The 15,722-nt window shown below is 59.1% G+C and carries 12 protein-coding genes and 1 tRNA gene; 6 read left to right on the forward strand and 7 right to left on the reverse strand.

Annotated features, from left to right (window positions below):
* Positions 1-88: 88 nt before the first annotated feature.
* Positions 89-355: a DUF2312 domain-containing protein gene (locus tag AC2FFP_RS16665; RefSeq protein WP_058272185.1), complete on the forward strand. Its 267-nt coding sequence runs from the start codon at positions 89-91 to the stop codon at positions 353-355.
* 13 nt (positions 356-368) lie between these two features.
* On the opposite strand, the gene AC2FFP_RS16670 is transcribed toward AC2FFP_RS16665, so the two are convergent.
* Positions 369-971: a hypothetical protein gene (locus AC2FFP_RS16670; RefSeq protein WP_496844764.1), complete on the reverse strand. Its 603-nt coding sequence runs from the start codon at positions 969-971 to the stop codon at positions 369-371.
* 457 nt (positions 972-1,428) lie between these two features.
* Between AC2FFP_RS16670 and AC2FFP_RS16675 the strand changes: the two genes are divergently transcribed.
* The 5 genes from AC2FFP_RS16675 to AC2FFP_RS16695 all read left to right on the forward strand — a co-directional run bounded on the left by AC2FFP_RS16675 (position 1,429) and on the right by AC2FFP_RS16695 (position 8,500).
* Positions 1,429-1,504 (forward strand) — tRNA-Thr (locus AC2FFP_RS16675).
* Positions 1,505-1,814: 310 nt separating this feature from the next.
* Positions 1,815-2,981, forward strand: coding sequence for a beta-aspartyl-peptidase (iadA, locus tag AC2FFP_RS16680; protein WP_496842061.1), 1,167 nt, complete (start codon positions 1,815-1,817; stop codon positions 2,979-2,981).
* Between the two features lie 55 nt (positions 2,982-3,036).
* On the forward strand, positions 3,037-3,927 hold the full coding sequence (locus AC2FFP_RS16685; protein ID WP_170353282.1) for a cyanophycinase: 891 nt from the start codon (positions 3,037-3,039) through the stop codon (positions 3,925-3,927).
* Between the two features lie 20 nt (positions 3,928-3,947).
* Positions 3,948-6,749 (forward strand): cyanophycin synthetase, encoded by a 2,802-nt coding sequence (gene cphA, locus AC2FFP_RS16690; RefSeq protein WP_496842060.1) that lies wholly within the window; start codon positions 3,948-3,950, stop codon positions 6,747-6,749.
* Between the two features lie 14 nt (positions 6,750-6,763).
* Positions 6,764-8,500: a Mur ligase family protein gene (locus tag AC2FFP_RS16695; RefSeq protein WP_496881253.1), complete on the forward strand. Its 1,737-nt coding sequence runs from the start codon at positions 6,764-6,766 to the stop codon at positions 8,498-8,500.
* Positions 8,501-8,908: 408 nt separating this feature from the next.
* Here AC2FFP_RS16695 and AC2FFP_RS16700 read toward each other — a convergent pair whose 3' ends face one another.
* Genes AC2FFP_RS16700 through AC2FFP_RS16725 form a run of 6 tightly spaced genes read right to left on the reverse strand, consistent with a single transcriptional unit; the run spans position 8,909 to position 15,721 of the window.
* Positions 8,909-10,414: an aldehyde dehydrogenase (NADP(+)) gene (locus AC2FFP_RS16700; RefSeq protein ID WP_496842058.1), complete on the reverse strand. Its 1,506-nt coding sequence runs from the start codon at positions 10,412-10,414 to the stop codon at positions 8,909-8,911.
* A gap of 1 nt (position 10,415) precedes the next feature.
* Positions 10,416-11,414: a 4-hydroxythreonine-4-phosphate dehydrogenase PdxA gene (locus tag AC2FFP_RS16705; RefSeq protein WP_319544657.1), complete on the reverse strand. Its 999-nt coding sequence runs from the start codon at positions 11,412-11,414 to the stop codon at positions 10,416-10,418.
* A 2-nt stretch (positions 11,415-11,416) separates the two neighbouring features.
* Entirely contained in the window at positions 11,417-12,127 is a 711-nt protein-coding gene (locus tag AC2FFP_RS16710) for a GntR family transcriptional regulator (protein ID WP_496881254.1), read from the reverse strand.
* A 1-nt stretch (position 12,128) separates the two neighbouring features.
* The gene (locus AC2FFP_RS16715) at positions 12,129-13,043 is read right to left on the reverse strand and encodes a dihydrodipicolinate synthase family protein (RefSeq protein ID WP_496842057.1); all 915 of its coding nucleotides are present in this window, start codon (positions 13,041-13,043) and stop codon (positions 12,129-12,131) included.
* Complete coding sequence (locus tag AC2FFP_RS16720; protein WP_496842056.1) at positions 13,040-14,215, reverse strand: L-rhamnonate dehydratase; 1,176 nt, start codon at positions 14,213-14,215, stop codon at positions 13,040-13,042. The genes AC2FFP_RS16715 and AC2FFP_RS16720 overlap by 4 nt, the downstream gene beginning before the upstream one ends.
* 3 nt (positions 14,216-14,218) lie before the next feature.
* Positions 14,219-15,721 (reverse strand): tripartite tricarboxylate transporter permease, encoded by a 1,503-nt coding sequence (locus AC2FFP_RS16725; protein ID WP_496842055.1) that lies wholly within the window; start codon positions 15,719-15,721, stop codon positions 14,219-14,221.
* Between the last annotated feature and the right edge of the window lies 1 nt (position 15,722).

The raw sequence follows: 15,722 nt of genomic DNA on the forward strand, positions 1-15,722 counted from the left end.
TTGGATGCTTGCAGCTCACGCGGCGGCAATGTATCCGGCTAACTGCCGTTGCTAATGCATCAGATCGCAGCCTTTTGGAGAGATAAATATGGAAGACGTGACCGAAGATCAGGCCGCCGCCAACTACCGTGTGACAGCGGGCGAGCTGCGTCAGTTCGTGGAGCGGATTGAACGCCTGGATGCCGAAAAAAAGGATCTGGCGGAACAACAGAAAGAGGTCATGGCCGAAGCCAAAGCCCGCGGTTACGACACAAAAGTGATGCGCAAGGTCATCGCGCTGCGCAAACGCGACAAGGACGATATCGCCGAAGAAGAGGCGGTACTCGAAATGTATAAGGAAGCGTTGGGCATGTGAGCCGCGCCTGGGGTCAGGGTTTCAGAACCTTCACCCCGGCCATCGTTTCCAACCTGGTCAGATCCTGCTCGTACAGTTCGGAAAATGCGTCGATGATCTCATCGCTCCAGCCGGGCAGGTCCAGCTCTTCTTCCATTTTGTCCGGTTGAGCATGGTTCGCCAGAATGTCTGCAAGAACGTCACGGGTCTCAGCCTGTGAAAGCGTCGAAACCTGGTCCAGAATCGCCTGCGCTTGTGATTGACCTTCTTCGGTCAGCAAAGAGATCAGCAGGTCATATTCATCCTTGATCGCAACGTCCGCAGCAAGCCCGCCGACGCTGCGCACAACGTCCCCCCACAGAAGCGGAATGTCCTCATTGCACCACAGGGTAATCTGCACCCCGGGGGCAAAGTCGTGAACATCTTCGATCATCTCAACCCAGCTGAGGTGACTAAGATCATTGTTGCGGATCACGTCCTCGCGCGCCTGTTCCGGTAAAGACATCAGGTATTTCGGGATAAAACTGCCGGGGTTCCTGAGCGCCAGAAACAATTCTAACTGACAATCGCTAAAGGCCTCTTCCAGAACAGACACTCGTTTGCCCGCGAAGGGATAGAATTGCCCGTCCGCGAGCACCGAATCTTTCTCACCAATGAAACCCTCACTGGAAAAAATGGCTCGCGCTACCTCTGGTTGGATCGGCAGATTGCTCCGGATGCGTTCAATCTCATCTGGCAACGGCGGTCGTGTATTTAGTGCTTGGAATGCCGGTTTGAATACTTGCCGGTAACGACGAGGGCCAAAATAAGAAACTCTATTTTGGGCCAGAGCGGCTCCATTGGTTTGCAACGATCTGAGCAGCCGCCCTTCATCGGTAAAAGCTGCGCCTGCGTGGATAGCAACCTGCATGATTGGTTCTTGTCCTTGCATTCCTGAACCTGCCTGTCGAGTTACAGGCTGTGCTGGGGACAGTCAAATATTGCCCCCCACCTAAAGGTGATCGGTCACGTCACAAGGAAAATTCAAAATCCCTAAGTTTGGATGAAAATTGAGGCTTGCAGTCCGTCAAAAGAGAAAGTAATCGACACCCAGCGCCCCTATAGCTCAGCTGGTAGAGCAACTGATTTGTAATCAGTAGGTCCGCGGTTCGAGTCCGTGTGGGGGCACCACTAAATCTTTAAAAAATAAAAATATATCAGTTTCTTAATCGAAAATGCTTCGATTCTATCCACCTTTTAGCCCACCCTTAAACTATCGCTGTGGTTTTGCTGCGTTCCAATTTGATCGGCAGAAGGTGAACATGCGCTAGGGTGTACGGTAACGTCAGCCAAGCGGACAAATTTTCCATCCGCTTCCTTTTCTCACCATCCGCTAGTGCTTGAGTCTGGCATCTGTGCTTTTTCCGCTGTAGGGGATGGTTCTTCTGCTGGTTTTTAGTGCAAGAAAAAATGTCTTCGCTCCTACTGACGGAAATGAAATGTGTTGAAGCTCATCAAGAATGCGCGCCTCTATTCACCTGAACCTGTTGGTTTGGGCCATATTCTCACCGCGGGTGAACGCATCGTTTACCTCGGCAGCAAAAAACCCGAATTGCCTGACCAGCTTCAGGCAGAGATCATTGACGTCGAAGGTGCAGCGGTTGTTCCGGGTTTTATTGATGGGCATGCGCATATAACTGGCGGTGGCGGTGAAACCGGACCAGCCAGTCGGGTGCCGCCGCTTGTCCTGTCCTCTTTCACGCGTGCCGGTGTCACTTCAGTCGTTGGAGTATTGGGGACGGACGATCTGACCCGCAACACGCAGACGCTGGTGCAACAGGCCTATGGGTTGCGCGAAGAAGGACTTTCAGCCTGGTGTCACACCGGTGGCTATCACGTCCCACTGACCACCCTCACCGGTTCAGCCCGTGGAGACATTGTGTTCCTTGATCCGGTCATCGGGGTTGGGGAACTGGCGATCAGTGATCACCGGTCGAGCCAACCGACATTGGACGAGTTTCTGCGGATCGCAAGCGAAGCGCATGTCGCAGGCCTGATGACTGGCAAGGCGGGGATTGTGCATTGCCATATGGGAGATGGCGAGCGAGGGCTGTCAATGTTGGAACAAGCTATCGCGACCTGCGAAATCCCCGCGCGTGTCTTCAATCCAACCCATGTCAATCGTAACAAGCCACTCTTTGAACAGGCCATCGCACTGGCCCGGCACGGGTGTTTTATTGACGCTACCGCATTCCCCTGCGGGCATATCGAGCCTGGCATCTCTGCGGCTGAGGCCTACATTCAATTCCGCGACTTGGGCGGTCACGCGGACCGGTTCACCATCAGCTCTGACGGTGGTGGCTGCCTGCCCGCCTTTGACCATGAAGGTAATCTGACACGGTTCGGTGTTGGTTTGTCGGACACTTTGCCGGAAACGCTGCGCGAACTAACCAATAGAGGGGTACCGATGCCCGAAGCGCTGGCTCCGCTGACCTCAAATGTCGCCGACTTGCTGAAGCTACACCGAAAAGGTCGTCTGAACGTGGGTATGGACGCGGATTTGGTGGTTCTTGACGAAAACACTGCTGTGCGGCATGTGATGGCCCGGGGGGAATGGCATGTCCGCGATGGTCAGATAGCCCAACGCGGCATGTATGAACAGGTTTGAGCGTCCGCGCGGTCCCCGGTGGCTGCCCGCTATAGCACCGGAAGGTAGTTAAGTTATGTGCCCTGCACCCGTTGATGCAGAAACCCCGCGCGGGTTTATAATTCCGATCGGCGGCGGTGAAGACCGCGTCAAGGAAATGCAGATTCACCGAAAGTTCGTAGAACTGTCAGGCGGTGCCGACGCTGATATCGTCGTGATCCCAACAGCCTCGATGCTGGAAGAGACCGGGCCGGATTATAACCGCATCTTTTCCGAGCTTGGTGCGGGCAAGGTTGAATTCCTGCCTATCTCGCGCCGCGCCGATTGCGACAACCCGGATTATGCGGGGATGCTGGATCGTGCTACCGGAATTTTTATGACCGGTGGGAACCAGTTGCGCCTGTCAGCGATTCTTGGAGGCACTCTGGTCGCCCAGAAAATCCGGCGCCGAAACGCGGCAGGTGTGCCGGTTGCAGGAACCTCGGCTGGTGCTTCGATCATGTCGGAGCATATGGTAGCAGGCGGCAGCAGTAACTCTGGTCCAGCCGAAGGTAACATAACGCTGGCTCCCGGTATGGGTCTGACCAACGCCGTCATCATTGATCAGCATTTCACCCAACGCAACCGCCTGGGTCGATTGCTAACCGCTTCATCTTTTAACCCTTTTCTAATCGGGTTGGGCGTTGACGAAGACACGGCGGCCTTCATTGGGCCTGATAACGTCTTTGAAGTAATCGGCAGCGGAACGGTTACCGTGGTGGATGCCAGCCATTTGACCCATTCTTCGATGTGGGATGCCCGTCGCGGCGAAGCACTCAGCCTTCTTGGACTTCGGCTTGACGTTCTGGGTGAAGGGTGCCGTTATGATCTGACGGCTCGCCAGGCTTTTCCGCCGGATGAGCATATGGCGTTCTGCACATTGCCGGATCTGTCCGAGGATGAGGCCGCCAGCGGGGGGAAACAATAAGCTAACCAACGGGGAGCCTCATGAAAATAATCTCGACCAATGTCTTTGTCGGCCCGAATGTCTGGGCAAGTTTTCCGGTCATTCGCCACGTCATTGATCTGGGCGTTCTGGAAGATTGGCCTTCGGCCAAAATTGGTTCCGAGTTTATTGATGCATTGACCCAGGCCCTTCCCGGTCTGGCGGAACATGGCTGTTCCTACCGCGAACCCGGTGGTTTCATCCGCCGATTGCGCGAAGATGAAGGCACTTGGCTTGGTCATGTTTTGGAACATTGTGCCATCGAAGTGCAGAACGTGGCCGGTTCGGATGTAACCTTTGGCCGCACGCGCGGCACAGGCAAACCCGGCCAATACAACATGGTTTACGAATACCGCCAGCGCGATGTTGGTCTGGACGCAGGCAAGCTGGCAATGCGGCTGCTGATGCATCTATTGCCGCAATCCCTCAAGGAACAGGTGGACTACGACTTCGACCCGGAATTCAACTGGGATGACGAGTTGCGTAGCTTTGTGCTGCGGGCGCAGCGCAAGGAGTTTGGTCCCTCAACCGGCTCATTGGTTAAGGCCGCGCAAGAGCGTGACATCCCTTGGATCAGGCTGAATTCTGGGTCACTGGTTCAGTTCGGGCACGGCAAATACCAGAAACGCATTCAGGCAACCATAACCTCTGAGACCAAGCATATCTCGGTCGAGATTTCCTGCGACAAGGAAGACACCCACAATCTGCTGAACGATCTGGGCCTGCCTGTGCCGCAGCAACGCATGGTCTATTCCGCGCGTGAAGCCGTGCGCGCCGCCGCACGGATCGGGCACCCGGTGGTGGTCAAACCGCTCGATGCCAATCATGGGCGTGGTGTTTCGATCAACCTGAACTCGGATGAAGAGGTCGAGGCAGGCTTTGCCGAAGCCAAGGAACATTCCCGCAGCCGCGCCATTCTGGTGGAAAGCTTCATCACCGGGTTCGATCACCGGATGCTGGTGGTGAACAACAAGCTGGTCGCTGTAGCCAAGCGCGTGCCGGGCCATGTGGTAGGCGATGGCACGCACACGATTGCCGAACTGGTCGATATCGTGAACGAGGATCCGCGCCGTGGCATCGGGCATGAAAAAGTGCTGACCATGCTGGAGATCGACAATCAGGCCAACCGCCTGATGGAAAATGCGGGCGTGACGGAAGAAACTGTGCTGCCTGACGGCGAGGTCTTCTATCTGCGATCAACCGCGAACCTGTCGACTGGCGGCACGGCCATTGATCTGACGGATGTGGTGCACCCTGACAACCGTGACATGGCCGAGCGTGCCATCATGGCCGTCGGGCTGGATGTGGGCGGCGTCGATTTCCTGATCGACGACATCACCAAATCCTACAAGGATATCGGCGGCGCGATTGTCGAGGTGAACGCCGCCCCTGGTTTCCGGATGCACGTGGCACCGTCCGAAGGTCAGCCGCGCGACGTGGCGGGCAAAGTGATCGACATGCTGTTTCCGGCCACCGAGGAAACCCGCATTCCCATCGCGGCAATCACCGGAACCAACGGCAAGACGACCACTTCAAGGATGCTGGGGCACATCATGAAAACCAGCGGCAAGACCGTTGGCATGACCTCGACCGATGGCGTTTATGTTGACGGCAAGCTGAGCGTCAAGGGCGACATGACGGGACCTAAGTCGGCACAGATCGTTCTGCGCGACCCGGCTGTCGATTTTGCGGTGATGGAAACCGCACGCGGCGGACTTGTGCGCTCGGGTCTGGGCTATCAGCGCTCGAACGTAGCGGCCTGCCTGAACGTCTCGGCAGATCATCTGGGTCTTGGCGGCATCAACACGGTTGAGGAACTGGCCGTTGTCAAACGCGTGGTGGTGGAAAGCGCCACCGACACGGCAGTTCTGAATGCCGATGACATCAACTGTTTGAAAATGGCCGACTATGCCACTGCGGATCAGATCTTTTATGTCACCACCAATCCGGGGCACAGCCTGGTCAAGGAACATATCAAGGCAGGCGGCAAGGCAATTGTGCTTGAAAAGGGCATGAATGGTGACATGCTGACCATTTATGACAACGGTCTTCATATCCCGGTGCTGTGGTCGCATCTGATCCCGGCGGCATTGGAAGGTAAGGCCATTTTCAACGTCCAGAACGCGATGTTCGCCGCCGCGATGGCCTATAGTTTCGGAGTGGACCTGGACAATATCCGCCATGGGCTGCGCACCTTCGACACCAGCTATTTCCAGGCACCCGGGCGGATGAATGTCTATGACGAGCATCCCTTCAAGGTGATCCTCGACTATGGCCACAACCCTGCCGCGCTCAAGGCGATGGCGGCGCTGGCCGATCAGTTGGAGGTCAAGGGCCGAAGGCTGTGCGTTGTTGCGATGCCCGGCGACCGGCGCGATGAGGATATCATCGACGGGGCCGCCGCATTGGCCGGGCATTTTGATCATTTCATCTGCAAGGCAGATGACCGCCGCCGGGGCCGTGGACACGACGAAGTACCGCAAATGATGCGGCAGGCCCTGATCGACAACGGCGTCGATGATGCCGCGATCACGATCATCCCGGATGAGGTCGAAGCGGTGACTGCAGCGTTGGAACAGGCCGCACCGGGCGATCTGCTGGTGATTTTCGGTGATGACACAACGCGCTGCTGGAAGCAGATCATCTATTTCAACTCCGATAGCGAAGCGCCAGTCACAGAGGCTGCGCCGGTGGCAAGTCCCATCGACACCTCGTTCGAGGACATGTTCGAAAGCGACCAGAACCTGATCCGGGATGCGCGCGGCGTGCGCCTGGCCCGCGACATCAGCGAAGACGCGGATTAAGCGGGGGTACCGGAATGGACCGGATCGAAGAGCTTGAAAACGCGCTGACAATTGAAAGCGCGTACGCCGATCATATCCGGGTAGACGATGCCCGACGCTTGACCGGGCCGGGACTGTTGTGGAACCGCCCCGGCGCGGTGATGGATGTGTTTTTCACCGATACCGGCACCGCGCAGGTCACTGCTTTGTGGGAAAAACACGCGCGCCGCGTGCTGGACGCACTTGGCTGGCAGGATCAGGACGTAACCCACCGCAGTTTCACCGGTGGCGTCAATCTGGCGATTTCAGCACCGATGGATCAGCTCTATTCCGCGATCTTCGCGGTGCAAACCGTCTGGCATTTCTGTGCTGCCGAACTGTTGGCATCCGAGCCCGGCGATTTCGATCAGATGGTTGCGGATGTCAAAAGCGTCATGGAGAAGGAAGCCAATCCCGCGCTGATCGCCCTGATTGCGGCAGCAGAAGCGCATGGTGTGGATATCCTGTGCGATGATGACGAAGTGTCGATCGGGCACGGTACTGGCAGTCAGACCTGGCCGGTCGATGCGCTGCCTACCCCCGATGACTTGGACTGGTCGGCTCTGCACAATATCCCGGTGGCCTTCATTACCGGAACCAACGGCAAAACAACCACAACCCGTTTACTTGAGGCGATCGCGCGCGCTTCAGGCAAGGTTGCCGGGCTGACCTCGACCGAATTTGTGCGGGTGGGAGACGACATTCTCGACCGTGGCGATTATTCCGGCCCCGGCGGCGGGCGAATGCTGTTGCGTGACAAAAGGCTGGAGGTCGCCTGTCTGGAAGTCGCGCGCGGAGGTATCCTGCGCCGGGGTCTGCCGACCCGCGCCGCAACGGCAGCGGCGGTCACCAATGTGGCAAACGACCATCTGGGGCAATACGGGGTCAACACGGTGCCGGAACTGGCTCAGGCCAAATTCGCCGTGCATCGCACGCTGGCCGAGGGGGGCGTGCTGGCACTGAATGCCGATGACTTGTATGTCCGCGCAGAAGCGGAAAATACATCCGCAAATATCTGGTGGTTCTCGCTGGATGCGCAGAACAACCTTGTCCGTCAGGCGCGTGATGCGGGCAAGTGCTGCGCCTATGTGCAGGAGGGAGATATCGTCTTTTTCGACGGTGCGGCCGAACAGGTAGTTATTGCAGTTTCCGATGTTCCCCTGACCATGGACGGCGCTGCGAAATACAATATCCTGAACGCGCTGGCGGCCCTGTGCCTTGCCTTGGCACTGGACTTGCCCGTTCAGGGGGTTCGGGATGGGTTGGCCGGGTTCAAACCCGACGCCAAGGACAACCCCGGACGCTGCAACGAGTTTAGTTACAATAATGCGCGTGTTTTTGTGGATTTTGCGCATAACCCGCACTCGATTTCGGCCGTTTGCGATGCGCTGTCAAGCCTACCGGCGAAACGGCGTTTCATTATGCTCAGCCATGCTGGCGATCGGTCGGATCAGGATATCCGAGACGTTACCGCGACGGCGTTAAATTTCCAGCCCGACGTAGTCGTCGCAGCCGAACTGGAAGGGTATTTAAGAGGTCGCGAATTGGGAGAAATCCCGGACCTGATCAAAAAATCCGCCTTAGAACAGGGATATGACGCGCAACAAGTCCTGAGAGCATCTTCGCCCTCTCTAGCTGCCTCGATGATATTGGAAAAGCTGGAACCGGGTGATCTTGCCTTGCTGTTGGTCCTGTCCGAACGCGACGCCGTGCTCGCGATGCTCGACGGGTAAAAATCAAAGACTGTTGCCGGATTCATGGTGTTATAGTTGGCACGAGGCAATATCAGTAAGCGCAGATGCAGATAGTCAGCACCCCGGGTGCCTAAAATGTTGCGCCTTTGCCCTGAGACCGTTCAGAGGCGGAATGGCGCAGAACCAGCCATTTGATCGTTGCGCAGCAATTGGTAGATTTGTGGCCCCATGCAGTCATTCGCTGCTATTTGTTCGTATGATTGCTTTGCGGACAACGAAGTCACCGTTCGCTGCACCTGCAGCTTGGTCAGTTCCGAATTTCTGGAAGGCGCATAAAGCGGTCTTTGCAAAGTCCCACGAGTCGCCCAAAGCCGCCATCTATTCCCGCAGGATACAGTGGCAGATTTGGGAGATCGGTGTCAAACTGAGCGCCCGGACCACGCCGGATCAGGCGGTAGGCAGCAAGGCGTCGGCCATATTCTGGTAGCAGACGGGGCGCAGGAAGCGTCTGATCGACAGAGTCCCGACCGAGGTGGCGCCGAAATTGGTGGAGGCTGGGTAGGGGCCGCCGTGGACCATGGTATCGGAGACCTCGACCCCGGTAGGGAAGCCGTTGGCGAGGATGCGTCCCGCCTTGCGTTCGAGGATCGGCACTAGCGATTGTGCCGCCTTAAGGTCGGCGTCGTCCATGTGCAGCGTGCAGGTGAGTTGGCCCTCAAGGGCAGTCGCAACGGCACGCATCTGGTCGAGGTCGTCGGCCTCGACGATCAGGCCGAGGGGGCCGAACACTTCCTCGCTCAGCGCCTCATCCGCCAGCCAGTCGGCAGCGGAGACCCGGTAGAGAAAAGGCTTGGTGTCGCGCTGGTCGCACATAGTGGTCAGCACCTCGCGCACGCCGGTGCCTTTGGACACACGGGCCTGCCCGTCGCGATAGGCCGCCGCGATACCGTCGGTCAGCATGGTCTGGGCGCCGGTCTCTTTCAGCGCGGCGCTGGCGCTGTCGGCGAGCGTCTCGGCCTGCTCTTTCAGCACCACGGCAATGCCGGGATTGGTGCAGAACTGCCCCGCGCCCATGGTCAGAGATCCGGCCCAGCCGGTGCCAATCTCACCCCCCCGCGCCTCCATGGCGGCGGGCAGCAGGAACATCGGGTTGACCGAGCCCAGCTCGCCAAAAAACGGGATCGGCTCGGGGCGCTGCGCGCAGAGGTCGAACAGCGCCCGGCCTCCGGCGAGGCTGCCGGTGAATCCGACCGCCTTGATCAGTGGATGCTGCACTAGGCGGGTGCCCACATCGCGCTTGCCGCCCTGCACAAGGGAGAACACGCCGGGATGCACGCCACATTTGGCGATAGCAGTATGGATTGCCTCGGCGATGATCTCGCCGGTGCCGGGATGGGCGGAGTGGCCCTTGACCACCACCGGGCAGCCTGCGGCCAGCGCGGCGGCGGTGTCGCCGCCGGCTGTGGAGAAGGCCAGCGGGAAGTTGGAGGCACCGAACACCGCGACCGGGCCGATGGGGCGCTGGATCATCTTCAGGTCCGGGCGTGGCAGGGGCGCGCGATCCGGCAAGGCTTCGTCATGGCGCTGATCGAGATAGTCGCCAGCAAGGATATGCGAGGCGAAGAGGCGCAGTTGCCCGGTGGTGCGGCCGCGCTCGCCCTGCAGGCGCGCCTCGGGCAGGCCGGTTTCCTGGGTGCCAATCTCGGTGATCGCCTCAGCGCGGGCTTCGATCTCGTCGGCAATGGTGTGGAGAAAGGCAGCGCGGTCCTCGCGGGTGGAATAACCAAAGGACCAGAACGCCTCTTCGGCGGCCTCGACGGCGGCATCCACATGGCCAGGCGTGCCGACCGAGAAGTCATGCGCGGGTCCGTGGGCGGGATCAGAGGTGAAGGTGGCATCTCCGGCGACCCAGTTCCCGGCAATCAGGTGTTTTCCGTGTGGTGTGAATGTCATCTTACTTGTCCCAGTGTGTAACCATGTTGCACGCAATGTCGAAAGCGGCACGTGTGGCGCCAACATCAGCGCGGCCCTGTCCGGCGATGTCAAAGGCGGTGCCGTGTGCGGGGGTGGAGACCGGGATCGGCAAGCCGCCCTGCACGGTGACGCCGCGATCAAAGCCCAGCAGTTTGAGGGCGATCTGGCCCTGGTCGTGATACATGGTGACCACCGCGTCGATTTCCTTGGCCACCGCCTTGAGGAACACGGTGTCAGAGGGCCACGGGCCATCGACGGCCATCTGGCCCTGGGCAAGTTTGCGCACAGTCGGTTCGAGAATGTCGATCTCTTCGGTGCCGAAATTGCCGCCATCGCCTGCATGCGGGTTGATCGCGGCCACCGAAATCCGGGGGCGTTCAAGGCCCGAGCGGCGCAGGGTGTTGTGGATCAGGTGTACCGCTTCGGCCACGCGCTCTTCGGAGATCGTGTCGGCCACGTCGCGTAGCGGGATATGGCTGGTGACGCGGCTGGTCCACATGCCGTCCAGCGTGTTGAGCTCCGATATGTAGTTGGTCACGCCCAACTTTTCGGCCATGTAATGCAACTCGTCATCATACCCCAGACCGGCCAGATGCATGGACGCCTTGTTGAACGGGCCAAAGACGATCGCATCGATCACGCCGGTTTGCGCGAACTCGAGTGCCTGATCCAGCGTGCGAAGAACCGATGCGCCCCCGGCCTCGGTCACTTCGGCGACCTGCACCTTGTCCGCCGAAATCGTGTCCATGGCGTGAAAGGCAAACGCTTCGACCTCGGTCCAGTCCGATGTTTCAGCATCAACTGCAGTCATGTCGAAGTCCTGCCCGGCCACGGCCTGTCCGGCTTGGAACACATGCGCATCGCCGATCAGAAGGATATCTGCGGCCTCGGCCACGCCTTCGTCAGCCAGCAGACGCGCAATCAGTTCCGGCCCGATGCCGCTGGGGTCACCGGGGATAATGCCTATTTTGGGTTTCATGTTCAGTCCTCTGGGGCTTCTTCGTTGTCCTGTGAGCGGATACGGGCGATATTCTCGATCGTGCTTTTCAGATGGTCTCGCAATGCACGGCGTGTGGCCTTGGCGTCGCGTTTTTGCAGGGCGTCGGTGATTTCTGCATGTTGAGACAGGGTGTTGTCGCGCCGGTCCACCTGTTGTGACGACAGGAACCGGGCACGCCAGAGGCGGGCGTTGTATTGCCGGTGGGTTTCGATCAGCGGCTCGTTCCGGCTGGCCTCGACAATGGCGGCGTGGAACTGCATGTCGAGGCGAAAAAAGTCCAGGGGTTTGAGCGTGTCTGACCCTTCAGCCATCCGTGCGGCCAGCCGTACGATATCAGCAATTTCGGCCATGGTGGCCTCGTGGCAGGCGGTTTCGCCTGCCAGCGCCTCAAGCGCGCCAAGAACCGAGATATACTGTGTCAGTTCGTGCAGCGACGGATCGGCCACACGCGGGCGGCGGGTGGCGGAATATTCCACCAGCCCTTCGATTTCGAGCAGGCGCAGCGCCTCGCGCAAGGGCGTGCGTGACACACCCAACGCCTCGGCTAGATCACGCTCGGGAATCGCGGTACCCGGCGCCAGTTTTCCAAGCAGAATGAACTCACGCAGATTGTCCGCAGCTTCCTCGGCAAGGGTCCGGCGGGGGCGCACCCCGCCTTCCTGTTTCAATGTATCCAGCCAGGCGTCGCTCAATTTACTTTCCCCAATTCAAAACCAGCGGATCCAGCGGCCTCAGCAGGTCTATCAGGCGGGCGCGGATTGCCGGGTGCAAGGGCGGGATCGGGTGGCGGCAGAAATCAGATTTGATCACGCCGCCCTCGACCATGGCCGCCTTGCATGACTGCCAGCCACATTGCCGGTTTTCGTGGTTGATTGCCATGGCCACGCGACCATATGCGGCGGTCGCCTCTTCGATGCGACCCGCATGGTGGTGGTTGAGGACGGGCTTGATCTGATCGACGATCATGCCCGAGGTCATGGATCCGGTTGCGCCCGCGTCCAGGTCGGCCAGCAGCGTGATGGCTTCTTCCCCGTCAAAGGGGGCTTCGATGGCGTCGCCCCCCTGTTCGATCAGTGCGCGGATCTTGTTTGCGGCGCGGGGGCATTCAATCTTGAACAGCTTGACCGCCTCGATTTCTCTGGCCATGCGCACCAGAAGCGAAATCGGCAGGTCCACGCCGGAGAGCGGCGCATCCTGCACCATGATTGGGATGCCGACCTCGCCCACCGCCGCGAACTGCTCGAAACTCTGCTCGGGCGTGCCTTTGAGCAACGCGCCGTGATAGGGCGGCATCATCATGACGACATCGGCACCCAGATCCTTGGCGAATTGTGCGCGTTCCACTGCGATCTGCGTCGCGTAGTGGCTGATGGTGACAATCACCGGGACGCGGCCCGCTACGTGTTCCACCGACAGGCGCGCCAGAACCTCGCGTTCAGCATCCGAAATCAGGAACTGTTCGGAGAAATTGGCCAGCACACAGATGCCATCTGCGCCCTGATCGATCAGGCAATCCAATGCCCTTTTCATTCCTTCGAGGTCAAGTGAGCCGTCTTCGTTGAACGGGGTTGGCGCAACGGGCCAGATGCCGGTGTAGGGGCCGCTCATTCCGTCACCTCGAAATCGCTCAGGTACTTGTCGGTGATCTCGATCCCCAGACCAGGCTTGTTGTCATCCAGATCAAGGAACCCGTCCACTGCATCCGGGTCGCCATCGAAGATGTAATAGAACAGCTCGTTACCTACTTCGACATCGAAGACCGGGAAATACTCCGAAATCATGCAATTCGCATTGGCCATGGTCAGATGGTAATTGTGCATCTGCCCGGCATGCGGAATGACCGGCACCTGAAAGGCTTCGGCAATGGCGTTGATTTTCTGCGCCGCGGTGATGCCGCCCACGCGGTTGGTGTCATATTGCAGGACGCTGACGGCCTTTTTCTCGATTAGGTCTTTGCAGCCGATCACGGAAAACTCATGCTCGCCGCCCGAAATGGGCACGATGTTCATGGCGTTCAGTTCACGATAGCCTTCGACGTCGTCAGCAATCACCGGCTCTTCCAGCCAGCGGGGTTCATATCTGGCCAGCCTGGGCAGCATGCGCTTGGTGTAATCGACATTCCAGCCCTGATAGCATTCCAGCATCAGATCCACGTCATAGCCAATGACTTCGCGCACCGCTTCGACCCGCTTGAGATTTTCGCGCATTCCTGCCGGCCCATCCTTGGGGCCCCAGCCAAAGCGCATCTTGTATCCCTGGTAGTTGTTCTTGCTGGCTTCTTCGGCCTCGGCCTGCATGGACTCGATGGGCCCGGAATAGAGCTTGGAGTAATAGACCGGGATCTTTTCCTTGGTGCGGCCGCCGAGCAGTTTGAAAACGGGCTTGCCGGTCAGCTTGCCCATCAAGTCCCAGATCGCGAGGTCCACCGCCGAGATCGCGGTCATGCCGATGCCCTTGCGGCCCCAGGCGTGTGACCGGCGGTACATCTTTTCCCAGAGATAGGCGTAATCAAACGGATCTTCGCCGATCACCATAGGTGCAAACCACTCGTCAATCGCCTGTTTCACCACGCTCGGCGCAAGGGCTGCATTGCCGATCCCGATGGTTCCGTCTTCGGTCTCAATCTCGCAGGTCAGCCACTGGTGGAAGCGGAAGGACGACATCGCATCGCCTTTCTCCCACAGCAGATCACTGGCATTGGTGCAGAAATTGCCTTGCGGAGGAACAGTCTTGCCTTTCCAGTTCCAGACGCGCGTGCGGACGGATTTTACTCTTGTCATTGCTTATTCTCCGGTCGACTCGACGGGCGAGCGTTGTTTGAAGAGCAGTCCCCAGACCATCGGGCCGAACAGGGCCAGTCCGGTCAGGACAAAAAAGAAGAGGGCCAGCGGACGGGTGAACATCAGCCACCACTGTTCGTCCAACATCACCATGGACTGGCCCAGGCGGGTTTCCAGCATGCCGCCCAGGATCAGGCCGATGGCCATGGGCACCACCGAGAAGCCGTGGCGGCGCATGAAGAAGCCGACGATGCCCGAGCCGATGGCAATCCACACATCCATCATCGACTGTTCCAGCGCATAGGCGCCAACGATCGAGAAAATGAACACGATGGGCCACAGGATCTGGATCGGGATCAGGGTGACGCGGGCAAAGATCTTGGCGCCCCAGAGACCGATGAAGAAGAAGATCACGTTGACCAGCATCATCGACCAGAAGATGGCGAATGCGAAATCGGCCTGTTCGGTGAACATGGTGGGGCCGGGGCGCAAACCATGGACCATCAGGCCGGCCAGGATCACTGCCGCCGTTGGGCTGCCGGGGATCCCCAGTGCCAGGGTTGGCACCATGGCACCGCCGGTGGCCGAGTTGTTGGCGGCTTCGGAGCCTGCGATGCCTTCCAGTGATCCCTTGCCGAATTCCTCGGGCTTCTTGGACCAGCGTTTGGCCTCGTTATAGCCGATCATCGAGGCCACGGTGGCGCCCTCTGCCGGCAGTATGCCGATGAAAGTGCCGATGCCGGACGAGCGCAGGATGGTCTTCCAGACACGGGCGTAATCTTCACGGCTCGGTAGCTTGATCGCCTTCATGATCACCTGCTTGCGTTCCACATGCAGGTTGTCGGCCTGGATCAGCAGTTCCGAGATGCCGAACACGCCGATCATCACCGGCACAAACGGAATGCCTTCGCTGAGTTCATTCATGCCGAAGGTGAAACGTTCGATCGAGGTCAGCAGGTCGATGCCGACCGTAGCCAGCAGCACGCCGAAGGCACCCGAGACGATATTCTTGACCGGAGATCCGTCCCCGATGGTGGCCAGCATCGACAGGCCGAACACGGTGAGCGCGAAATATTCCGGCGGGGCAAAGTTATAGGCGGCCCGCGCCATCAGCGGGGCGGCCGCCATTAGGGCTACGACCGAGATGATGCCGCCGATGGTCGAGGAGACCGCCGCCATCCCCAGCGCGCGGCCTGCCTCTCCCCTTTGGGCCAGGGGATAGCCGTCTAGGCAAGTGGTGGCACTGGCCGATGTCCCCGGCGTGTTGATGAGAATGGCGGTGATTGCCCCGGCAAAGGTCGCGGCGCAATAGATCGTGGTCAGGATCGCGATGGCCGGGATCGGGTCCATCGTGATGGTAAAGGGCAAGAGCAGGGCGACGCCTGTGGTGGCGTTCAGGCCCGGCAGGGCGCCCACCAGAACACCGCCCAGGGTCGCGGCAAAGATCAGCACCAGGAGCTGCGGATCGGCGAGGGCCATCAGGCCGTTGAGGATAGCTGCGTCCATG

Source organism: Ruegeria sp. YTSC004, from assembly GCF_059609805.1.